The following is an 18,581-nucleotide window of genomic DNA, read 5'->3' on the forward strand; positions in this document are numbered from 1 at the left end:
AAAGGGGACCTTGATGACCGACCGCGGCTGGGAGTTCTGGATCGACCGCGGCGGCACCTTCACCGACATCGTCGCGCGGCGGCCGGACGGCGCCCTGCTGACCCACAAGCTGCTGTCGGAAAACCCCGAGCAGTATGACGACGCGGCCGTGGCCGGCGTGCGGGCGCTGCTGGATGGCGGCGGCGCCATCGACGCGGTCAAGATGGGCACCACCGTGGCCACCAACGCCCTGCTCGAGCGGGCGGGCGAGCCCACGGTCCTGGCGATCACCCGGGGCCACGCCGACGCCCTGCGCATCGGCTATCAGGCTCGGCCCAAGCTGTTCGACCGCCAGATCGTCAAGCCCGAGGCGCTGTATGACCACGTCGTCGAGATCGACGAGCGGATCAGCGTCGAGGGCGCGGTGCTGCGGCCTCTCGACGAGGCAGGAGCCCGCGCGGGGTTGCAGGCCGCCTTCGACGCCGGCTTCCGCGCCGTGGCGGTCGTGCTGCTACACGGCTTCCGGTTCACCGACCACGAGGCGAGGGTCGCGGCGATCGCCCGTGAGGTCGGCTTCACCCAGGTGTCGATCAGCCACGAGGTCAGCCCGCTGATGAAGCTGGTCGGCCGCGGCGACACCACGGTGGTCGACGCCTACCTGTCGCCGATCCTGCGCCGCTACGTCGACAGGGTGGCTGACGCGCTTGAAGGAACAGGAGAAGGGGGGCGCGAGACGCGCCTGCTGTTCATGCAGAGCAACGGCGGCCTGACCGACGCCCACGCCTTCCGCGGCAAGGACGCGATCCTGTCCGGTCCGGCGGGCGGGGTGGTCGGCATGGCCAGGACGGCGGCCCAGGCCGGCTTCGAGCGGGTGATCGGCTTCGACATGGGCGGCACCTCGACCGACGTCTGCCATTTCGCGGGCGAGTACGAGCGGGCCTACGAGACGGTGGTGGCGGGCGTGCGGATGCGCGCGCCGATGATGAACATTCACACCGTGGCGGCCGGCGGCGGCTCGATCTGTGCGTTCGACGGCGCGCGGTTCCGGGTCGGCCCGGCCTCGGCTGGGGCCAATCCGGGTCCGGCCTGCTACCGGCGCGGCGGGCCGCTGACGGTGACCGACTGCAACGTCATGCTGGGCAAGCTGTCGCCGGACTTCTTCCCGGCGGTGTTCGGCCCGAACGCCGACCAGCCTTTGGATCGCGACGTGGTGGCGGCGAAGTTCGAGGCCTTGGCGGCCGAGATCCTGGCGGCGACCGGCAAGGCCATGACGCCGGTCGAGATCGCCGAGGGCTTCGTGACCATCGCCGTGGAGAACATGGCCAAGGCGGTGCGGCAGATCTCGATCCAGCGCGGCTACGACGTCACCCGATACGTCCTGGCCTGCTTCGGCGGGGCGGGCGGCCAGCACGCCTGCCTGGTGGCCGACGCCCTGGGCATGAACGAAGTGATGATCCATCCGTTCGCCGGGGTGCTCAGCGCCTACGGCATGGGCCTGGCCGACCTGCGGACCCTGCGCGAGGCGACGGTGGAGCGGCCGCTGGCCGACGCGGCCGAAGACTTGGCCGCTCGCGCCGCCGCCCTGGCGGGCGAGGCCGAGGCTGCGCTGTGGGCCCAGAAAGTGCCGCTGGTCCGGGTCGAGACGATCGCCAGCCTACTGATCAAGTACGCCGGTACCGACACCCCGCTGCGCGTGCCGCTGGGCGACGCGGCGGCGGTGCGCGAGGCGTTCGAGGCCCTGCACCAGCGGCGCTTCGGCTTCGTCTCGCCGGGCACGGCCCTGGTCGTCGAGGCCCTGGCCGTAGAGGCCATCGGCCACGCCGACGCCGGCGAAGCGCCGGACCTGGGCGTCGGCGCGGACTCCAAGCCGGAGCCCCTGGCGATCCTCAGCGTCCGCATGGCGGGCGCCGAACACGCCACGCCGGTGTTCGACCGCGCCGCCTTGCCGATCGGCGGCGAGGTGGCGGGACCGGCGATCGTCCGCGAGGACACCGGCACGACGGTGATCGAGCCGGGCTGGCGGGCGACGGTCGACCGTCACCTGAACCTGATCATCGATCGCGTCGCCGCCCTGGCCCCGCGCCAGGCGGCCGGGACCAAGGCCGATCCGGTGATGCTGGAGGTGTTCAACAACCTGTTCATGGCAGTGGCCGAGGAGATGGGTTTCGCCCTGCAGAACACCGCCTATTCGGTCAACATCAAGGAGCGGCTGGACTTCTCCTGCGCCCTGTTCGACCGCGACGGGAACCTGATCGCCAACGCCCCGCACATGCCCGTGCACCTGGGCTCGATGGGCGACAGCGTGCGGGCGATCCGCGACGGGCGGCTGCACGACGGCCGGGGCCTGCTGCCCGGCGACGTCTACATGCTCAACGCGCCCTATAACGGCGGCACCCACTTGCCGGACGTGACGGTGGTCATGCCGGTGTTCGACGGGGCCGGCGCCCTGGCCTTCTATGTCGCGGCGCGTGGCCACCAGGGCGACATCGGCGGCATCACGCCGGGCTCGATGCCGCCGGGCAGCCGCACCGTCGAGGAGGAGGGGGTGCTGATCGAGAACTTCCTGCTGGTCGAGGGCGGGCGGTTTCGCGAGGCCGAGGTGCGGGCCCTGCTGGCCTCGGGCGCCTGGCCGGCCCGCAATCCCGACCAGAACATCGGCGACCTCAAGGCCCAGGTGGCGGCCTGCGCGCGCGGCGCCGAGAGCCTGACCGGTCTGGTGGCCGAGTTCGGCCAGGCGGTGGTCGAGGCCTATATGGCCCATGTGCAGGACAACGCCGAGGAAGCCGTGCGGCGGGTGCTGGCCACGCTGTCGGACGGCGCCTTCGCCTATGAACTGGACGACGGGTCGGTGGTGAAGGTGGCGATCACCGTCGACCGCGCGGCCCGCACAGCTCGGGTCGACTTCACCGGCACCAGCGACCAGGTTCCGACCAATTTCAACGCCCCGGCCTCGATCTGCCGGGCGGCGGCGCTCTATGTGTTCCGCACCCTGGTGGACGACGAGATCCCGATGAATGACGGCTGTTTGCGGCCGGTCGATCTGGTGATCCCCGAGGGCTCGATGCTGCGGCCGCGCTATCCGGCGGCGGTGGTGGCCGGTAATGTCGAGACCAGCCAAGTGGTGGTCGACGCCCTCTATGGCGCGCTGGGCGTGATGGCGGCGGCCCAGGGAACGATGAACAACTTCACGTTCGGCGACGACAGGCGACAGTACTACGAGACCATCTGCGGCGGGGCCGGCGCCGGGCCGGGCTTCGACGGCGCCGACGCGGTCCAGACCCATATGACGAACAGCCGCCTGACCGACCCGGAAGTGCTGGAGAGCCGCTATCCGGTGCTGGTCGAGGCCTTCTCGATCCGGCGCGGCTCGGGCGGCGTAGGGGCGCATCGCGGCGGCGACGGGGTGGTGCGCAGGATCGGCTTCCGCGAACCGATGACGGCGACCCTGCTGTCCAACCGTCGGCGGGTGGCGCCGTTCGGGTTGGCGGGCGGCGGTGTTGGGGCGTTGGGTTCAGCGCGGGTCGAGCGGGCGGACGGTTCGGTGCAGGCGCTCGGCGCGACCGACGCCGTGGAGGTCGTGACGGGCGACGCGATCGTCATCGAGACGCCGGGGGGCGGGGGATATGGGACCGGCTAACTAGGTCCTCCCCCTGTGGGGGAGGCGATCGCGCAGCGATCGGTGGGGGGAGTTTTTGGGGTCTTCGATCCGGTTGCGGACGCCTGCCGGCTACTCCCCCCACCGTCGGCTTCGCCGACACCTCCCCCAGAGGGGGAGGGTCTTGGAACGACCGGCGGTTAGGCCAGCACGACCTTGCCATCCACCCGGCGCGCGATGCCCAGCGGGTTGGCGTCCTGCAGTTCCGCCGGCAGCAGGGCGGCCGGCAGGTTCTGGTAGCTGACCGGCCGCAGGAAGCGGAAGATCGCCAGCGAACCGACCGAGGTCGAGCGGCTGTCGGAGGTCGACGGGAACGGGCCGCCGTGGACCATGGCGTGGCCGACCTCGACGCCGGTGCCGAAGCCGTTGATCAGCACGCGGCCGGCCTTCAGCTCCAGGGTCGGCAGCAGGGCGCGGGCCAGGTCGGTGTCGGCCTCGTCCATGTGCACGGCGATGGTCAGCTGGCCTTCCAGGGCGGCGAGCACCTGGGTCAGCTGGGCCAGGTCCTTGGCGCGGACCACCAGCGAGGCGGCGCCGAACACTTCGTCCTGCAGGTGCGGCGTGGCCAGGAAGGTGGCGGCGTCCACCGAGAACAGGGTCGCGCGGCCCTGGCCGTGGCCGCCTTCCAGGCCGTGCGCCACCTCGGTGACGCCCGAGGTCTCGGCCAGGACCTTCACGCCGCCGGTATAGGCCTTGCAGATGCCGGGGGTCAGCATCTGGCCGGCCGGGGCCTTGGCGATCACCTCGGCGGTGGCCGCCAGGAAGGCGTCCAACTCGGGGCCGTCGATGCCGAGGATCAGGCCGGGATTGGTGCAGAACTGGCCGGCGCCTTGGGTCAGGGCGGCGACGAAGTCCGGGGCGATGGCGGGGCCGCGCGCCTTCAGGGCGTTCGGCAGCAGCAGGACCGGGTTGATGCTGCTCATCTCGGCGTAGAACGGGATCGGCTCGGGACGGCCCTGGGCGATGGCCGTCAGGGCCAGGCCGGCGCGGCGCGAGCCGGTGAAGCCGGCGGCCTTGATGCGGGCGTCGGCGACCAGGCCTTGCGAGATCGCGATGCCGGCGTCGTGCAGCAGGGCGAAGACGCCCGATGGCAGACCGCAGGTCTTGATGGCGTCCTGAACGGCGCGGCCGACCAGTTCCGACGTGCCCGGGTGCGCCGGGTGGGCCTTGACCACCACCGGGCAGCCGGCCGCCAGGGCCGAGGCGGTGTCGCCGCCCGCCACCGAGAAGGCCAGAGGGAAGTTGCTGGCGCCGAACACCGCCACCGGACCCAGCGGCACGTTGCGCAGGCGCAGGTCCGGACGCGGCAGCGGCTTGCGGTCCGGCTGGGCGGGGTCGATCCGGGCTTCGAGCCAGCCGCCGTCGCGCAGCACGCCGGCGAACATCTTCAGCTGGCCCATGGTGCGGCCGCGCTCGCCTTCGAGGCGCGCGCGCGGCAGGCCGGTCTCGGCCATGGCGCGGACGATCAGGTCGTCGCCGATCGCCTCGATCTTGGCCGCGACGGTTTCCAGGAACACGGCCCGCTGCTCGGGCGAGGTGGCGCGGTAGGGACCGAAGGCCGCGGCCGCCAGGGCGCAGGCCTCGTCGAGGTCGGCCTTGGTCGCGCCGCCGAAGGTCACGTCCAGGGTCGCGCCGGTGCTGGGGTCGACCGCGTGGATCGCGCCGCCGGTTCCGGGGCGGGCGCCGCCGTCGATCAGAAGTTCACCGGTGATGGTCATGGCGCGATCCCTCGTGTCGTGTTCGTTGCTGGGGTCTTAAATGATACCGCTCCCATGGACGTCAAGCGGCGCGGGGGCAGACAGGGCGTTTCGCCCCGGTTACGGTCGTTCGAACCCTGGGGGAAACGGATTCTGAATGGCGAAGCGGCCGGCCACGATCATCCATGTCGCCGAAAAGGCGCGCGTGTCGGTCAAGACGGTGTCGCGGGTGCTCAACGACGAGCCCAATGTCACGCCGGACCTGAAGGCCCGCGTGCTCGCGGCCGTCGAGAAGCTGGGCTACAGCCCCAGCAAGGCGGCGCGGACCATGGCCGGGTCGCGCTCCTACCTGCTGGTGGCCTTCAACGACCGTCGCCTAACGCTGGACAACTGGCGCAGCGAGCGCGGCAACGAGTGGATCGACCAGATGCTGTACGGCGCCATGCTGCGCTGCGAGCAGTCGGGCTACCATCTGATGTTCGAGCTGGTCGACCGCGAGTCGGACCAGCTGGAAAGGCAGATCACCGCGGTGCTGTCGTCGCTGCAGCCCGACGGGGTGATCCTGACGCCGCCCAACTGCGAGAACCCGGTGGTGCTGGGGGCGCTGAAGAAGCGCAATATCCCGTTCGTGCGCCTGAACACGCCGGTGCGAGGCCAGGGGCCGCGGGTCTACATGGACGACCGCGCCGCGGCCCGCCAGGCGACCAGGCACCTGCTGGGCCTGGGGCACAGGCGCATCGGCATGATCGCCGGCGACTACAGGTTCTCGTCGTCGATCCTGCGGGTCGAGACCTTCCAAGCCACCATGGCGGCGGCCGGCCATCCCGTGCCGGACGCGCGGATCTACAAGGGCGACTTCACCTTCGAGGCCGGCGTGGCGGGCGCGAACGCCCTGCTGGACCTGCCCGAGCCGCCGACCGCGATCATGGCGTCCAACGACCAGATGGCGCTGGGCGTGGTCAGCGTGGCCCAGGCGCGCGGCCTCTTGGTGCCCGGCGACCTGTCGATCCTCAGCTACGACGACACGATCGGGGTGCGGCTCAGCGTGCCGTCCCTGACGGCGGTGCGCCAGCCAGTGGCCAAGATGGCCGAGATCGCCGCCGACATGCTGATCACCGCCAGCGCGGCCGGCGAGAAGCTGGCGGCCAGCAGCACCCTGGCGCCGTTCGAGCTGATGGTCCGAGCCTCGACGGGGCCGGCGCCGGGTTGACGGATCGGGGACAGGCGCATGCGCCTGTCCCCAGCCGTGACGACTACTTCCCGTCGTACGACACGGGCAGCGTCCTGGCCGCCAGGGTCACCTCGGTCTTGGCCCCCAGGTCGCGGGACGAGGCGCCCAGCGACACCTCGTAGGGACCAGCGGCGATGGTCCAGGCCTTGGCCTTGGAGTCGAAGGTCGCCAGCAGTCGCGGGTCGACGGTGACGCTGACCTTGGCGCTGGCGCCGGGGGCCAGGTCGACCTTCTTGAAGCCAGCCAGGCGGCGCGGCGCCTCCCAGCCTGAGCCGCCCTTCGGCCCGACATAGACCTGCGGCACGGCCTTGCCGGCGACCTTGCCGGTGTTGCTGACCGTGAAGCTGACCGTCAGCGTGTCGCCGACCTGGCTGGCCTTCAGGTCGCCGTAGCCGAAGGTCGAATAGGACAGGCCGTGGCCGAAGGCGAACAGCGGCTGGTGGCCCTTCTGGTCGAACCACTTGTAGCCGACCGCCGCGCCCTCGATGTCGTAGTCAACGTCGCAGAAGGCCTCCGGCTTGGCCGGGTCGCAGTCGATCGTCTGGCGCGGCAGCTGGTCGACGCTGGCGGGGAAGGTGATCGGCAGGCGGCCCGAGGGATTGACCTCGCCGGTCAGCACCCGGGCGATCGCCTCGCCGCCGCTGGTGCCCGCGTACCAGGCCTCGACCACGGCCCCCACCTTGGACAGCCACGGCATCAGCACTGGGCCGCCGGTCTCCAGCACCACGGCGGTCCTGGGATTGGCGGCGGCGACGGCGTCGATCAGGGCGTCCTGGTTGTCGGCCAGGGTCAGGGAGTAGTCCTGGGATTCGGCGGCCCACTGGTGGGCGAAGACGATGACCAGGTCGGCGTCCGCGGCGGCCCTGGCGGCAGCGACCGGATCGGTTCCGTCGTCATAGGCGAAGGTCGCGCCGGGATTGCGGGCCCGCAGCGCCTTCAGCGGCGAGGAGGGGTGGTAGACGATCGGGCCGGGGAAGCCCTCGGGGCCCAGGCCCTTCACAGCCATGCCGCCGATCGGGAACACCTGCGACGAGCCGCCGCCCGACAGCACGCCCACATCGGCGTGCGAGCCGATGACGACGATCTTCTTCGCCGCCTTGACGATGGGGAGCAGGCCGCCGTCGTTCTTCAGCAGGACGATGGCGTCCTCGGCGTCGGCCTGGGTGACCTTGGCGTGAGCGGCGAAGTCGATCGGGCCCTTGACCACCGGATGATCGAACAGGCCGTGGGCGAACATCGAGCGGGTGATGCGGCGAGCCATGTCGTCCAGCCGAGCCTGCGGCACCGAGCCGTCGGCCAGGGCGGCCTTCAGCGGCGTGCCGAAGAACGGCTGCTTGTCGAAGGTGTAGGCGGACTCCTGGTCCAGGCCCGCATTGGCGGCCTTGGCGGTGGAGTGGGTCGCGCCCCAGTCCGACATCACATAGCCCTTGTAGGCCCAGTCCTTCTTCAGGACCTGGTTCATCAGGTCGTCGCTCTCGCACGCATAGATGCCGTTGATGCGGTTGTAGGCGCACATCACCGAGCCCGGGTCCGACTGCTCGATGGCGAACTCGAAGGCCAGGAAATCGGACTGGCGGGCGGCGGCGTCGGCGATGTTGGCGCTGACCGTCATGCGGCCGGTCTCCTGGCCGTTCAGCGCCCAGTGCTTGATGGTCGAGATGATGTGGTTGGACTGGATGCCGCGGATCTGGGCCCCGACCATGGTCCCGGCCAGCAGCGGATCCTCGCCGCCATATTCGAAGTTGCGGCCGTTGCGTGGGTCGCGGGCCAGGTTGACGCCGCCGGCCAGCTGGACGTTGAAGCCCGAGGAGCGCGCCTCCGAACCGATCATCGCCCCGCCCTTGAAGGCCAGTTCCGGATTCCAGGTCGCCGCCGTGGCGATGCCGGCGGGCAGGGAGGTGCGCTCCAGATAGGGATCGCTCGACTCGCGCTGGGTGGCGACGCCGACGCCGGCGTCGGTTTCCCACTGCGGCGGCACGCCCAGGCGCGGAATGCCCGGGATGTAGCCGGCCGAGCCCATGCGGGCCTCGGCGTGCGGCGTGAACTTCGGTTTGTCCTGGTTCGAGCCGAAATAGCCGAACACCAGGGTCAATTTCTCGTCCTGCGTCATTTGCGCAACGATCAGGTCGGCGCGCTGATCGGCGCTCAGCCGGGTGTTCATCCAAGGTTTCGTGGCGCTGGTGGCGGCGGCCTGGGCGTGAGCGGCGGCCGCTGGCAGCGCCGTGGTCAGCATCAGGGCCATCACCAGACCCCGCATATGCTGTCGCTTCATTCTTTTTCCTCCCACTTACGTCTTTGGCTATACGCCCGACGTTCTTTGGCAAAGCTTGTGGATCGGCGACTATTTTCAACTATCCACAAGGTGGAGCGTGAAATTATCAACTAAGTCGCAAATAGATCGCTGATTGACAACGTTGTCCTACTGTAGCTATTCACGACGTGCAAGTCGCGACCAAAAAGATCGCGCGCAGGGAGAGGGATGAAGATGAAGCTCCGCAGAACGCTATTGGCCGGTTCCTCGGTCGTGACGGTCCTGATCGCCGCCACCGCCGTGCAGGCCCAGACCGCACCGGCCGCGGCCGACGCCACCCAGCTCGAGGAGATCACGGTCACCGCCACCAAGCGCGAGACCAACCTGCAGGATACGCCGATCGCCATCAGCGCCTTCGGCCAGTCGGCTCTGGACCGCCAGCAGGTCAAGGACGTCACCGACCTGGCCAAGTTCGTGCCGTCGATGGCCATCAACCAACAGGGCGACCAGGGCGCGATCCTGATCACCATGCGCGGCATCGGCAACGACACCGCCTTCACCGAAGTGGCCGACCCCGAGGTCGCCATCTATGTCGACGGCCTCTATTCGCCCCGCGCCCAGGGCGCGGCCGTGCTGATGTACGACGTGGACGCCGTCGAAGTGGCGCGCGGCCCGCAGGGCACGCTGTTCGGGCGCAACGCCACGGTCGGCGCTGTCAGCATCCGCACCGCCAAGCCGACGCTGGGCGACTATTACGGCAACGCCGAGGTCGTGGCCGGCTCGTACAATCGCCTGGGCGCCCGCGTCGCCGTCAACATGCCGATCTCCGACACCTTCGCCCTGCGCCTGGCGGCGATCACCGAGCGCCACGACGGCTATGCCGACTTCCAGCGTCCGCCGGAAGCGCCGGGGATCAACCCGTCGGCCTTCGTCACCCAGGGCAAGAAGTACTACGCCCAGGACCAGCGCTCGGCCCGCCTCAGCGCCCTGTGGAAGCCGACCGAGGCCTTCACCTGGAACGTCAATGTCGAGGGCTACCAGGACACCGGCGCCCCGATCCTTGCCCTGGCCCAGACCCCGCGCGCCGGCCAGAAGAAGTGGTCGGCCCTGATCGACACCGCCCCGCAGAGCGACCGCTTCTCGTACGGCGTGCGCAGCACGATGGACTATTCCGTCAACGACAAGGTCGGCCTGACCTACATCACCGGCTGGCAGCGGGTGGGCGGCAGCGCCAACAGCGACGCCGATGGCGGCATCCTGGGCGTGACCCGTCCCGACGGTTCGCTGACCAAGGGCGGGTTCGGCGAGAACCACACCGTCTGGTCGCGCAACGACGCCTGGAGCCATGAAGTCCAGCTGAAGTCGCAGGGCGAGCAGGCCATCGACTGGATCGTCGGCGGCTATTACAGCCACGAGGACAACTCGATCCGCTTCGACATCGACCAGCGCGACGGCTATCGCGACGGTCCGATGAGCTGGTCGGGCAGCTTCATCCAGGCCAAGCGCACCGTCGAGTCCAAGGCCGCGTTCGGCCAGGCCGTCTGGCACATGAACGACCGCGTTCGCCTGACGGCCGGCGTGCGCTACACCGACGACACCAAGCAGGACCAGGGCGGCCGGAACGTCACGTTCAAGGGCTATGCGGACTGTTTGACGGCCGAGGCGGGCGTGGGCGGCGGCCATCCGGAGCGCTGCGACATCGGCATCTTCGGCCGCGACCGCAGCGCCAGCGCCGCCCAGCTGCTGGCCCTGCTGGGCCCCGGCTACAGCATCAGCAACAACGACGTGAAGGGCAGCTGGGACAAGTTCACCTGGCTGGGCCGCGCCGACGCCGATCTGACCGACGACGTGCTGGTCTATGGCAGCGTCAGCACCGGCTTCAAGTCGGGCAACATCGAGGACGGCGGCCTGCTGGCCAATCCGGAAACCCTGACCAATTACGAAGTCGGCTCCAAGATCCGCTTCCTGGACGGCCGGGCCACCTTGAACCTCGCGGCCTATTACGAGGACTTCAAGGGCTACCAGGTCAACCAAGTGGTCACGACCTTCAAGCCGGACGGCTCGGTCGACAAGTCGCAGGTGGTGACCACCAACGCCAAGGGCGCCCAGGCCTACGGAATCGAGGCCGAGCTGACCGCCAACCTGACTGCCAATGACCGCCTGCAGATCTCGGCCACCGCCCAGGACACCAAGATGGACGAGCTGATGGCCGCCGACGGCCGCATCGGTCCGAACGACGCGGCCCACGCGGTGCAGCTGAAGGGCAAGGAGCTGCCGCACGCCCCGCACTTCTCGGGCACGGTAGCCTACGAGCACACGTTCGAACTGGCCAACGGCCGGGTGATCCCGCGGATCGCCACCCACTTCGAGAGCAAGAGCTGGCTGTCCTATTTCAACCAGGGCGCCCCGGACCAGCAGAAGAGCTACACCCGCACGGACGTGACCCTGCGCTACGAGCCGGCGGAAGCTCCCTGGTCGGTCGAGGCCTTCGTCCAGAACCTCGAGGACAAGAACATCAAGACCGGGGCCGGCGCCGCCGGCGTGCCGAACTACGATCCGGTCTGGACCGCGGTCTACCAGCCGCCCCGCACCTGGGGCGTCCGCCTGAAGACCAAGTTCTAGGCCTGTGTTGAGGCGCGGTCCTTCGCCCGGACCCCGTTTCAGGAGCGACGCGCCCCCTCCGACGCGTCGCTCCACCCCTTCCTTGAGCGTATTGCCTCCCAGACTGCGCTCTCCCGGGTGACGACGCCCCCGACTGTCACCCGGGATTTTCTTTTTCGCGCCCAGCCGCCAGGATCGTCCCAAGGGAGCCGCGCCATGACCGGGAACCGGATCGTCATCGTCGGCGGCGGCACGGCCGGCTGGCTGACCGCCGCCTACCTGGCCAAGCGCCTGGGCGCCGACCGGCCCGACGGCGCCCGCATCACCCTGGTCGAGGCTCCGGACATCGCCACGATCGGCGTCGGCGAGGGCACGTTTCCCACCATCCGCTCGACCCTGGCCGAGCTGGGCGTCAGCGAGGCGCGGTTCCTGCGCGAGAGCGCGGCGACGTTCAAGCAGGGCGTCCGCTTCGTGGACTGGGAGCGGCGTTCGCAAAACGGCAAGTCTTGCGAATACTTCCACCCGTTCAACCTGCCGCTCCGCCCCAACGGCCGCGACCTGTCGCCCTATTGGCTGCTGGACCGCCAGGCCGGCGGCGCCCCGCCGTTCGCCGACGCGGTGACGACGCAGGGGGCGGTCATCGCCGCCGGCCTGGCGCCCAAGCGGCTGGAGGACCCCGATTTCCAGGGGCCGATGAACTACGCCTACCATTTCGACGCCGCGCGCTTCGCCGATTTCCTGCGCGGGGTGGCGGTCGAGGCGGGCGTCACGCACCTGGAGGGCCGGGTCGACGGCGTTGTCCGCGACATGATCGGCGACATCGCCTCGATCCAGGCGGGCGATCTGGGCACGATCGAGGGCGACCTGTTCGTCGACTGCTCGGGCTTTCGCGCCCTGCTGATCGGCGAGGCCCTGGGCGCGCCGTTCAAGCGGGTCGACCACGTGCTGTTCAACGACCGCGCCCTGGCGATCCAGGTCCCGTACGAGACGCCCGACGCGCCGATCAATCCCTACACCTTGGCCACCGCCCACGAGGCCGGCTGGACCTGGGACATCGGCCTGGATAGCCGCCGGGGCGTCGGTTACGTGTTTTCCAGCCGTCACACCGATGAGGTCCGGGCCGAACAGGTGCTGCGGGGCTATGTCGGCAAGGCGGGCGACGGCCTGGAGCCACGGCTGCTGAAGTTTCAGACCGGCTATCGCGAGCGCCAGTGGATCGGCAATTGCGTGGCCGTGGGCCTGTCGGCCGGCTTCTTCGAGCCGCTGGAATCGACCGGGATCATGTTGATCGAGGTGGCCGCGACGATGATCGCCGAGGTCTTTCCGCTGCGCGACCGGGCCGCCCGCGACGCCGCCGCCCGCGCGTTCAACGCCGCCATGGCGGGCCGCTTCGAGCGGATCGTCACGTTCCTCAAGCTGCACTATTGCCTGACCAAGCGCGACGAGCCCTACTGGCGCGACAACGCCGACCCGGCGACCTGGCCGCAGGCGCTGCGCGACCTGCTGGCCCAGTGGAAGCATCGGCCGGTGTCGCGGTTCGACTTCCTGGTCGACTTGGAGACCTTCCTGCCGTCCAGCTACCAGTACATCCTCTACGGCATGAACGCGGCGACGGACTTCGCGCCGGTCGAGGGGCGCTACGGCGAGGCCGCGCTCGCTCGCCAGAGCTTCGCCAAGGTGGCCGAGGCGGCGCGGGAAGCGCTGAAGCACCTGCCGCCGCATCGACAGCTGGTCGAGGCGTATTACGGGCGAGGGTGAGCGGGCTCAACCCCCTCAAGAGCCTGTCATCCCGGACGCAGCGAAGCGAAGATCCGGGACCGCCGGAAGCGCCGAGTTCACGCGTCGGTCCCGGATCTGCGCGCTGCGCGCTTGTCCGGGATGACAGCGAAAATCGCGACGCAGGTTCGCGCTCTTCCGTCGGTGAAAGCCGACAGGCTTGGGGAGGCGGCGGAGCGTCCGGGGCGCGCCCGGTGTAGAATTTTGGAAAGTACCGTTTCGACACGTCACGGGCGCTCCGCGCGGCCGGTGGACGAGAGCCTTCGGATCGCGGATTTTTAACCCGCTCCGATGGAGGCCCCCGGCGGGCGGAAGGTCGGCAAACCCTCCGGACCGCGCGGGCGATTTCAGCCCGCGCCTGGTGCGTTTCGCCGTTCGGCCCCGAGGGGGTGTTCCCGCCGTCCGGTCCGGACCGCCCGAGGCCCCATCCAGGACCCCCACGCTCCGCCGACCGACCCGAAGGGCCCTTCGACGCCGGCCGGCGGACGCTTCCCGCTCGACCGCCCCCGCCGCCCGTCAGGTCGCCAGCTGGACGGCCTCCCCTGCGGCGGGGCAGAGATGAGTATGCGGGCGGTTTGAATGGGTGAGGATCAAATTGGGTCGAGATTTTTCACAACATTGATTTCATGAGGTTTCGCTCCGGATGTTCCAAGGATGAGCTCAGCGCCATCTTCCCAACCGGCGTCATCCCGGGCCTCGTGCCCGGGACCCCTCTGTCCGCCGTAGATGCGGATGAGTGGCGCGCCGGCGCGCCATTTTGCTTCACCGTCAGCTGAACGAGGGGTCCCGGGCACGAGGCCCGGGATGACGGATGGGAAGTGGGTGAGTTGTCGCGCTCGCATGATGTGCACCTCCCGCTTGACGAACCCATAACTCACCAGTTATGAGTAACCCATAGCCAATGAGTTATCGGTTTTCATGACCAACGCCCACGATGTGCTCTTCAGGACGCTCGCCGATCCCACCCGGCGGGGGATCTTCGAGCGGCTGTGCCGCGACGGCGAGCAGACGGTCGGGGCCCTGACGGCCCTGGCCGGGGTCTCGCAGCCGGCGGTCTCCAAGCACCTGGGGTTGCTGAAGCAGGCCGGCCTGGTCAGTGACCGCCATGAAGGCCGGCAGACGCACTACAGCGCCCAGCTGAACGCCCTGGCTCCGTTGGTGGACTGGACAAGCCGCATGGCCGGGTTCTGGGAGACCCGGTTCGACAATCTCGAAGACCTGCTCAACAGGATGGACCAATGACCAGCACCGCGACTCAGACACGCACCGTCGTCGTCGAGCGAGAGATCGCTCATCCCCCGGAAAAGCTCTGGCGCGCCCTGACCCAGCCGCACCTGATGGAGGAATGGCTGATGAAGAACGACTTCAAGCCCCAGGTGGGCCACAGCTTCAACCTGCGCGGCGAGTGGGGTGGGGTGCTGGACTGCAAGGTCCTGGCCGTCGAGCCCCACAAGACCCTGTCCTACACCTGGGATTTCGCGCACGAGGACGCGGCCTACAACCTCCAGAGCGTGGTGACCTTCACCCTGACGCCGACCGCCACGGGCACGCACCTGCGCGTCGAGCAGGCCGGTTTCCACCCCGACCAGAAGCAGGCCTACGGCGGCGCCCACGCCGGCTGGAAGTCGTTCCTCGGCAATCTGGACCAGCTGCTGGAGCGGCTGGACTAAGGGGTTGTCGCGTCTGGCGCCCTGCATGGTCCTCGTCCTTCGACAAGCTCAGGATGAGGACCATGGTGCAGCCTTGGCAGTCGAAAACCTCATCCTGAGCTTGTCGAAGGACGAGGTTTTCGCTTCCCGAGAATGAATATTGATCCGAGGCCCGATCCGTCGCGCCCACCATCAAAGGAAATTCCCTTGAGCAAGATCATCCGACAGACCCACCGCTGGCTGTCGATCCTCTTCACGGCCGGCGTCGTCGGCTACATGATCGTCATGACCAAGGGGCAGCCCCCGGCCTGGGTGGGGCTGTTCGCCCTGGTCCCGCTGATCCTGCTGCTGGCCAGCGGCCTGTACATGTTCGTGCTGCCCTATGTCGCCAGGGGGCGGAGCGGACGGCGCACGCAAGGCTAGGCGGAGGCCGTGGCCGAGGAGGCGTCCGGACCGACGCTGCTGTCAGGCCGCCAGTACGAGGTGAAGACCATGAAAAAGAAGATGGGCGGTCCGCTGGAAGGTCCGCCGTCCGAGCTGATCGACAAGGCGATCGCGGCGCTGGACGACTGGCGCGGCGAGACCCTGACCAGGATCCGCAAGCTGATCCACGAGGCAGACCCCGACGTGGTCGAGGCGTGGAAGTGGGGCGTACCGGTGTGGTCGCACGACGGAATCGTCTGTACCGGCGAGACCTACAAGGCCGCCGTGAAGACGACCTTTCCCATGGGCGCGTCGATGGAGGATCCCGCAGGCCTGTTCAACTCCAGCCTGGAGGGCGCCACGCGGCGGGCGATCGACTTCCACCAGGGCGAGGCGATCGACGAGGCCGCGTTCAAGGCGTTGATCCGCGCCGCCGTGGCGCTGAACGTCTCCAAGCGTTAAGCGGCCTGAAGCTTCAGCCGCATGAACACCGTGCCGTCCGGCGTCGGCGCGTAATAGGGACCGGTGCGTTCGAAGCCCATGAGGTCGTAGAGCCGCAGGGCGGTGGTCATGCTGGGCAGGGTGTCCAGCCGCAGCTCGCTGTAGCCGAGGCTGCGCGCGGCCTCGATCACAGCCTCGGTCATGGCCTTGCCCAGGCCCAGCCCGCGCGCGGCCGGCAGCAGGTAGAGGCGTTTCATCTCGCAGCAGCCGTCGGGGGGGATCGGGCGCAGGCCCACGCAGCCCAGTGGCTGGCCGGCGGCGTCGCGGGCCAGGAGCAGTTCGCCCCGGGGCGGCGCGTACTTGCCGGGCAGGCCGGCCAGTTCGCCGCTGAAATCCTGGTAGCCCAGATCAACGTCCAGCGTGGCGACATAGGCCTGGAACAACGCGACGACGGCGGCCAGGTCGTCGGCGGCGCGGACGGGGCGGATGGAGAAGTCTGTCGCCATGCGCTGATGGGAGCAGACTTCTCCGCCGTCCGGCAAGGCCGGACTACTTCTTGTCGGTGGTCAGCTTGAACACCATGACGTTGCTGTACTTCTGACCCGGGTTCAGCCGCACCGACGCGAAAGCCGGCTTGTTGGGGGCGTCGGGGAAGTGCTGCGGCTCCAGGGCGATGCCGTCGCCCTGGCGATAGATCTTGCCGCTCTTGCCCACCGTGGTGCCGTCGATGAAGTTGCCGGTGTAGAACTGGATGCCCGGCTGGTCGCTAAGGATCTCCAGCACCCGGCCGCTCTTGGGATCGGCCAGGCGCGCGGCCAGGCGCGGGGCGCCGCCGGCCTTGCCGGTCAGCACCATGTTGTGGTCGTAGCCACGGCCGACCACGATCTGCGGGTCGCGGGCGTCGCGGACGCGCTCGCTCACCACGCGCGGCTTGCGGAAGTCGAACACTGTGCCGGCCACGGGCGTGATCTTGCCGGTCGGGATCAGCTCGGCGTCGACCGGGGTGTAGCCGTCGGACGCCAGGGTCAGGACATTGCCCATCGCGCCATCGGCCGAGCCTTCGCCCGCGACGTTGAACAGAGCGTGGTTGGTCATGTTGACGATGGTCGGCTTGTCGGTGGTGGCGCCGTAGGTGATCGTCAGCTGGTTCTGTTCATCGAGAGCGTAGGTCGCCGTGGCCGTCAGAGTTCCGGGATAGCCTTCCTCGCCGTCGGGGCTGACATAGGTGAAGGTGACCGAGGCGACCGGGCCGCGCTTGACGTCGCTGACCTTCCAGACCTGCTTGTCGAAGCCCTTGAGCCCGCCGTGCAGGGCGGCGACGCCGTTGTTGTTCAGAGCCAGCTGGTAGGTCTTGCCGTCCAGCGTGAACTTGCCCTTGCCGATGCGGTTGGCGAACCGGCCGACCGAGGCCCCGAAATAGCTGGCGTTCTTGGCGTAGGCCTCGGCGTCCTTGAAGCCCAGGGCGATGTCGGCCTTGGTCCCGTCGCGGCCGGGGGCAATCAGCGACTGCAGGGTGGCGCCGTAGGTGATCACCGTGGCGCTGACGCCCTTGCCATTGGTCAGGGTTATGGCCTCGACCGCCGCGCCGTCGGGCGTCTTGCCGAACGGGGCCCGGGCGTAGTCGGCCGCGAGGGCTGCCGCCGGAAGAGTGATGGCGGCGGCGGCCAGGAGGGCGCCGGCCAGTTTGCGGCGTGAAGTCTTCATGGGGTTCCTCGTTCCAACGATCGGAGCGGCTCTGGATGGCGCTTGGCGATCATATAGTCCGACAATTGACGCCGGTGCAATCGAAGCGCTGCGGAAAGAGCGGAGGTCGCCGCGGCGGGCGTCAGGCCCGGGCGGAAAAGGGGCTCAGGCGGCCACGGGCCATCCGTCGTCGGTCCAGGCCAGAGGCTGGATGCGCAGGGTTGGGACGCCGCCCCTTCGGGAATCATAGGCGTGGTAGACGATGTCGTCGCGGTCGCCGTCGCGCAGCACGGCCACGTGACCCGGTCCCTTGAAGCGCCTGGCGGGGTCGAGGTCGGCGTGCAGCACGATCAAGCCGCCGCCCTTCATCATCGGCTTGCCGTCGCGGTCGACATAGGGGCCCGCCACCGCCTTCGAGCGGCCGACGACGGTGTAGTAGGTGCTGTCGACGCCCCGGCAGCAGAAGTCGAACGAGGCGAACAGGTAGAACCAGCCCTCGCGCTCGATGATGCAGGGCGCCTCGATCGCGCCGGGGCGGGGGCGGGCGGCGATCGCGGTCAGGGCCGCGTCGGCCCGGGGCTTGCCTGTCGCCTGATCGATCTCGACCAGCTTCAGGCCGGACCAGAAGCTGCCGAAGCTCATCCAGACGCGACCGCCGGCGGTGGCCACGATGTTGGGGTCGATGGCGTTGAAATCGTCGTCCGGCCCGGAGACCAGCACCACGCCCTCGTCGCGCCAGCCGAAGGCCGGGTCGGAGCGGTCGAGGGTGGCGGTGGTCTGCAGCGCGATGGCCGAACGGTTCTTCCCGAAGGTCGAGAGCGCGTAATAGAGGTGGTAGCGGCCGTTGATCAGGCTGATGTCCGGCGCCCAGGCCCCGCGCGCGCCAGGTACCGCCTGCTGGGCCCAGTCGGGCAGGGCGGGCATGACGGCGCCGACCAGGGTCCAGACGACCAGGTCCGGCGAAGTGCGCCAGTGGATCAGACCGGGCTTCTGGCTGGCCTGGCTGGTGCAGAACAGGTGATAGGTCGCGCCCTGCCGGATGATGCAGGGGTCGTGGACGGGCGCCAGGTCGCCGGTCATTTGGTCGTTGAGGCTGGCGGCGGCCGCTTGAACCGAAGCGCCGACGGCGGTGGCGCCGACGATCTGGACCAGCAGGCTACGGCGGGTCGGCATCGCGGACTCCGAAGCTGGGACA

Annotated in this window: 13 protein-coding genes; 8 read left to right on the forward strand and 5 right to left on the reverse strand. The window is 69.3% G+C overall.

Annotated features, from left to right (window positions below; translation table 11 throughout):
• Window positions 1-13: 13 nt before the first annotated feature.
• Window positions 14-3,616, forward strand: a complete 3,603-nt coding sequence (locus tag J2X41_RS18485) for a hydantoinase B/oxoprolinase family protein (protein WP_310084068.1) — start codon at window positions 14-16, stop codon at window positions 3,614-3,616.
• 158 nt (window positions 3,617-3,774) lie between these two features.
• Here J2X41_RS18485 and J2X41_RS18490 read toward each other — a convergent pair whose 3' ends face one another.
• Window positions 3,775-5,352, reverse strand: a complete 1,578-nt coding sequence (locus J2X41_RS18490) for an aldehyde dehydrogenase (NADP(+)) (protein WP_310084072.1) — start codon at window positions 5,350-5,352, stop codon at window positions 3,775-3,777.
• 136 nt (window positions 5,353-5,488) lie between these two features.
• On the opposite strand from J2X41_RS18490, the gene J2X41_RS18495 reads away from it, so the two are divergent.
• Complete coding sequence (locus J2X41_RS18495; protein ID WP_310084075.1) at window positions 5,489-6,541, forward strand: LacI family DNA-binding transcriptional regulator; 1,053 nt, start codon at window positions 5,489-5,491, stop codon at window positions 6,539-6,541.
• A 43-nt stretch (window positions 6,542-6,584) separates the two neighbouring features.
• Here the strand turns inward: J2X41_RS18495 and J2X41_RS18500 are convergent, their stop codons facing one another.
• Window positions 6,585-8,834, reverse strand: a complete 2,250-nt coding sequence (locus J2X41_RS18500; protein ID WP_310084077.1) for a beta-glucosidase — start codon at window positions 8,832-8,834, stop codon at window positions 6,585-6,587.
• 213 nt (window positions 8,835-9,047) lie between these two features.
• Between J2X41_RS18500 and J2X41_RS18505 the strand changes: the two genes are divergently transcribed.
• The 6 genes from J2X41_RS18505 (at window position 9,048) to J2X41_RS18530 (ending at window position 15,724) form a co-directional block, all read left to right on the forward strand.
• The gene (locus J2X41_RS18505) at window positions 9,048-11,435 is read left to right on the forward strand and encodes a TonB-dependent receptor (RefSeq protein WP_310084081.1); all 2,388 of its coding nucleotides are present in this window, start codon (window positions 9,048-9,050) and stop codon (window positions 11,433-11,435) included.
• Between the two features lie 195 nt (window positions 11,436-11,630).
• Window positions 11,631-13,172 (forward strand): tryptophan 7-halogenase, encoded by a 1,542-nt coding sequence (locus J2X41_RS18510; RefSeq protein WP_310084084.1) that lies wholly within the window; start codon window positions 11,631-11,633, stop codon window positions 13,170-13,172.
• Window positions 13,173-14,108: 936 nt separating this feature from the next.
• Window positions 14,109-14,432, forward strand: coding sequence for a metalloregulator ArsR/SmtB family transcription factor (locus J2X41_RS18515; RefSeq protein ID WP_310084086.1), 324 nt, complete (start codon window positions 14,109-14,111; stop codon window positions 14,430-14,432).
• Window positions 14,429-14,860, forward strand: a complete 432-nt coding sequence (locus J2X41_RS18520; protein WP_028041375.1) for an SRPBCC domain-containing protein — start codon at window positions 14,429-14,431, stop codon at window positions 14,858-14,860. The genes J2X41_RS18515 and J2X41_RS18520 overlap by 4 nt, the downstream gene beginning before the upstream one ends.
• A gap of 186 nt (window positions 14,861-15,046) precedes the next feature.
• Window positions 15,047-15,262 (forward strand): hypothetical protein, encoded by a 216-nt coding sequence (locus J2X41_RS18525; RefSeq protein ID WP_310084088.1) that lies wholly within the window; start codon window positions 15,047-15,049, stop codon window positions 15,260-15,262.
• A gap of 9 nt (window positions 15,263-15,271) precedes the next feature.
• Window positions 15,272-15,724, forward strand: a complete 453-nt coding sequence (locus J2X41_RS18530) for a DUF1801 domain-containing protein (RefSeq protein ID WP_310084090.1) — start codon at window positions 15,272-15,274, stop codon at window positions 15,722-15,724.
• On the opposite strand, the gene J2X41_RS18535 is transcribed toward J2X41_RS18530, so the two are convergent.
• The 3 genes from J2X41_RS18535 to J2X41_RS18545 form a co-directional block, all read right to left on the reverse strand.
• Window positions 15,721-16,209 (reverse strand): GNAT family N-acetyltransferase, encoded by a 489-nt coding sequence (locus tag J2X41_RS18535; RefSeq protein ID WP_310084092.1) that lies wholly within the window; start codon window positions 16,207-16,209, stop codon window positions 15,721-15,723. The two genes, J2X41_RS18530 and J2X41_RS18535, sit on opposite strands and share 4 nt — an antisense overlap.
• Window positions 16,210-16,252: 43 nt before the next feature.
• A complete protein-coding gene (locus J2X41_RS18540) occupies window positions 16,253-17,407 on the reverse strand; it encodes an aldose epimerase family protein (protein ID WP_310084095.1) in 1,155 nt (384 codons plus the stop codon).
• A gap of 144 nt (window positions 17,408-17,551) precedes the next feature.
• Window positions 17,552-18,559, reverse strand: coding sequence for an arabinan endo-1,5-alpha-L-arabinosidase (locus J2X41_RS18545; protein ID WP_310084098.1), 1,008 nt, complete (start codon window positions 18,557-18,559; stop codon window positions 17,552-17,554).
• Window positions 18,560-18,581: the final 22 nt, after the last annotated feature.

This window comes from Caulobacter sp. BE254 (assembly GCF_031457295.1).
In the GTDB taxonomy this organism is placed as follows: domain Bacteria; phylum Pseudomonadota; class Alphaproteobacteria; order Caulobacterales; family Caulobacteraceae; genus Caulobacter.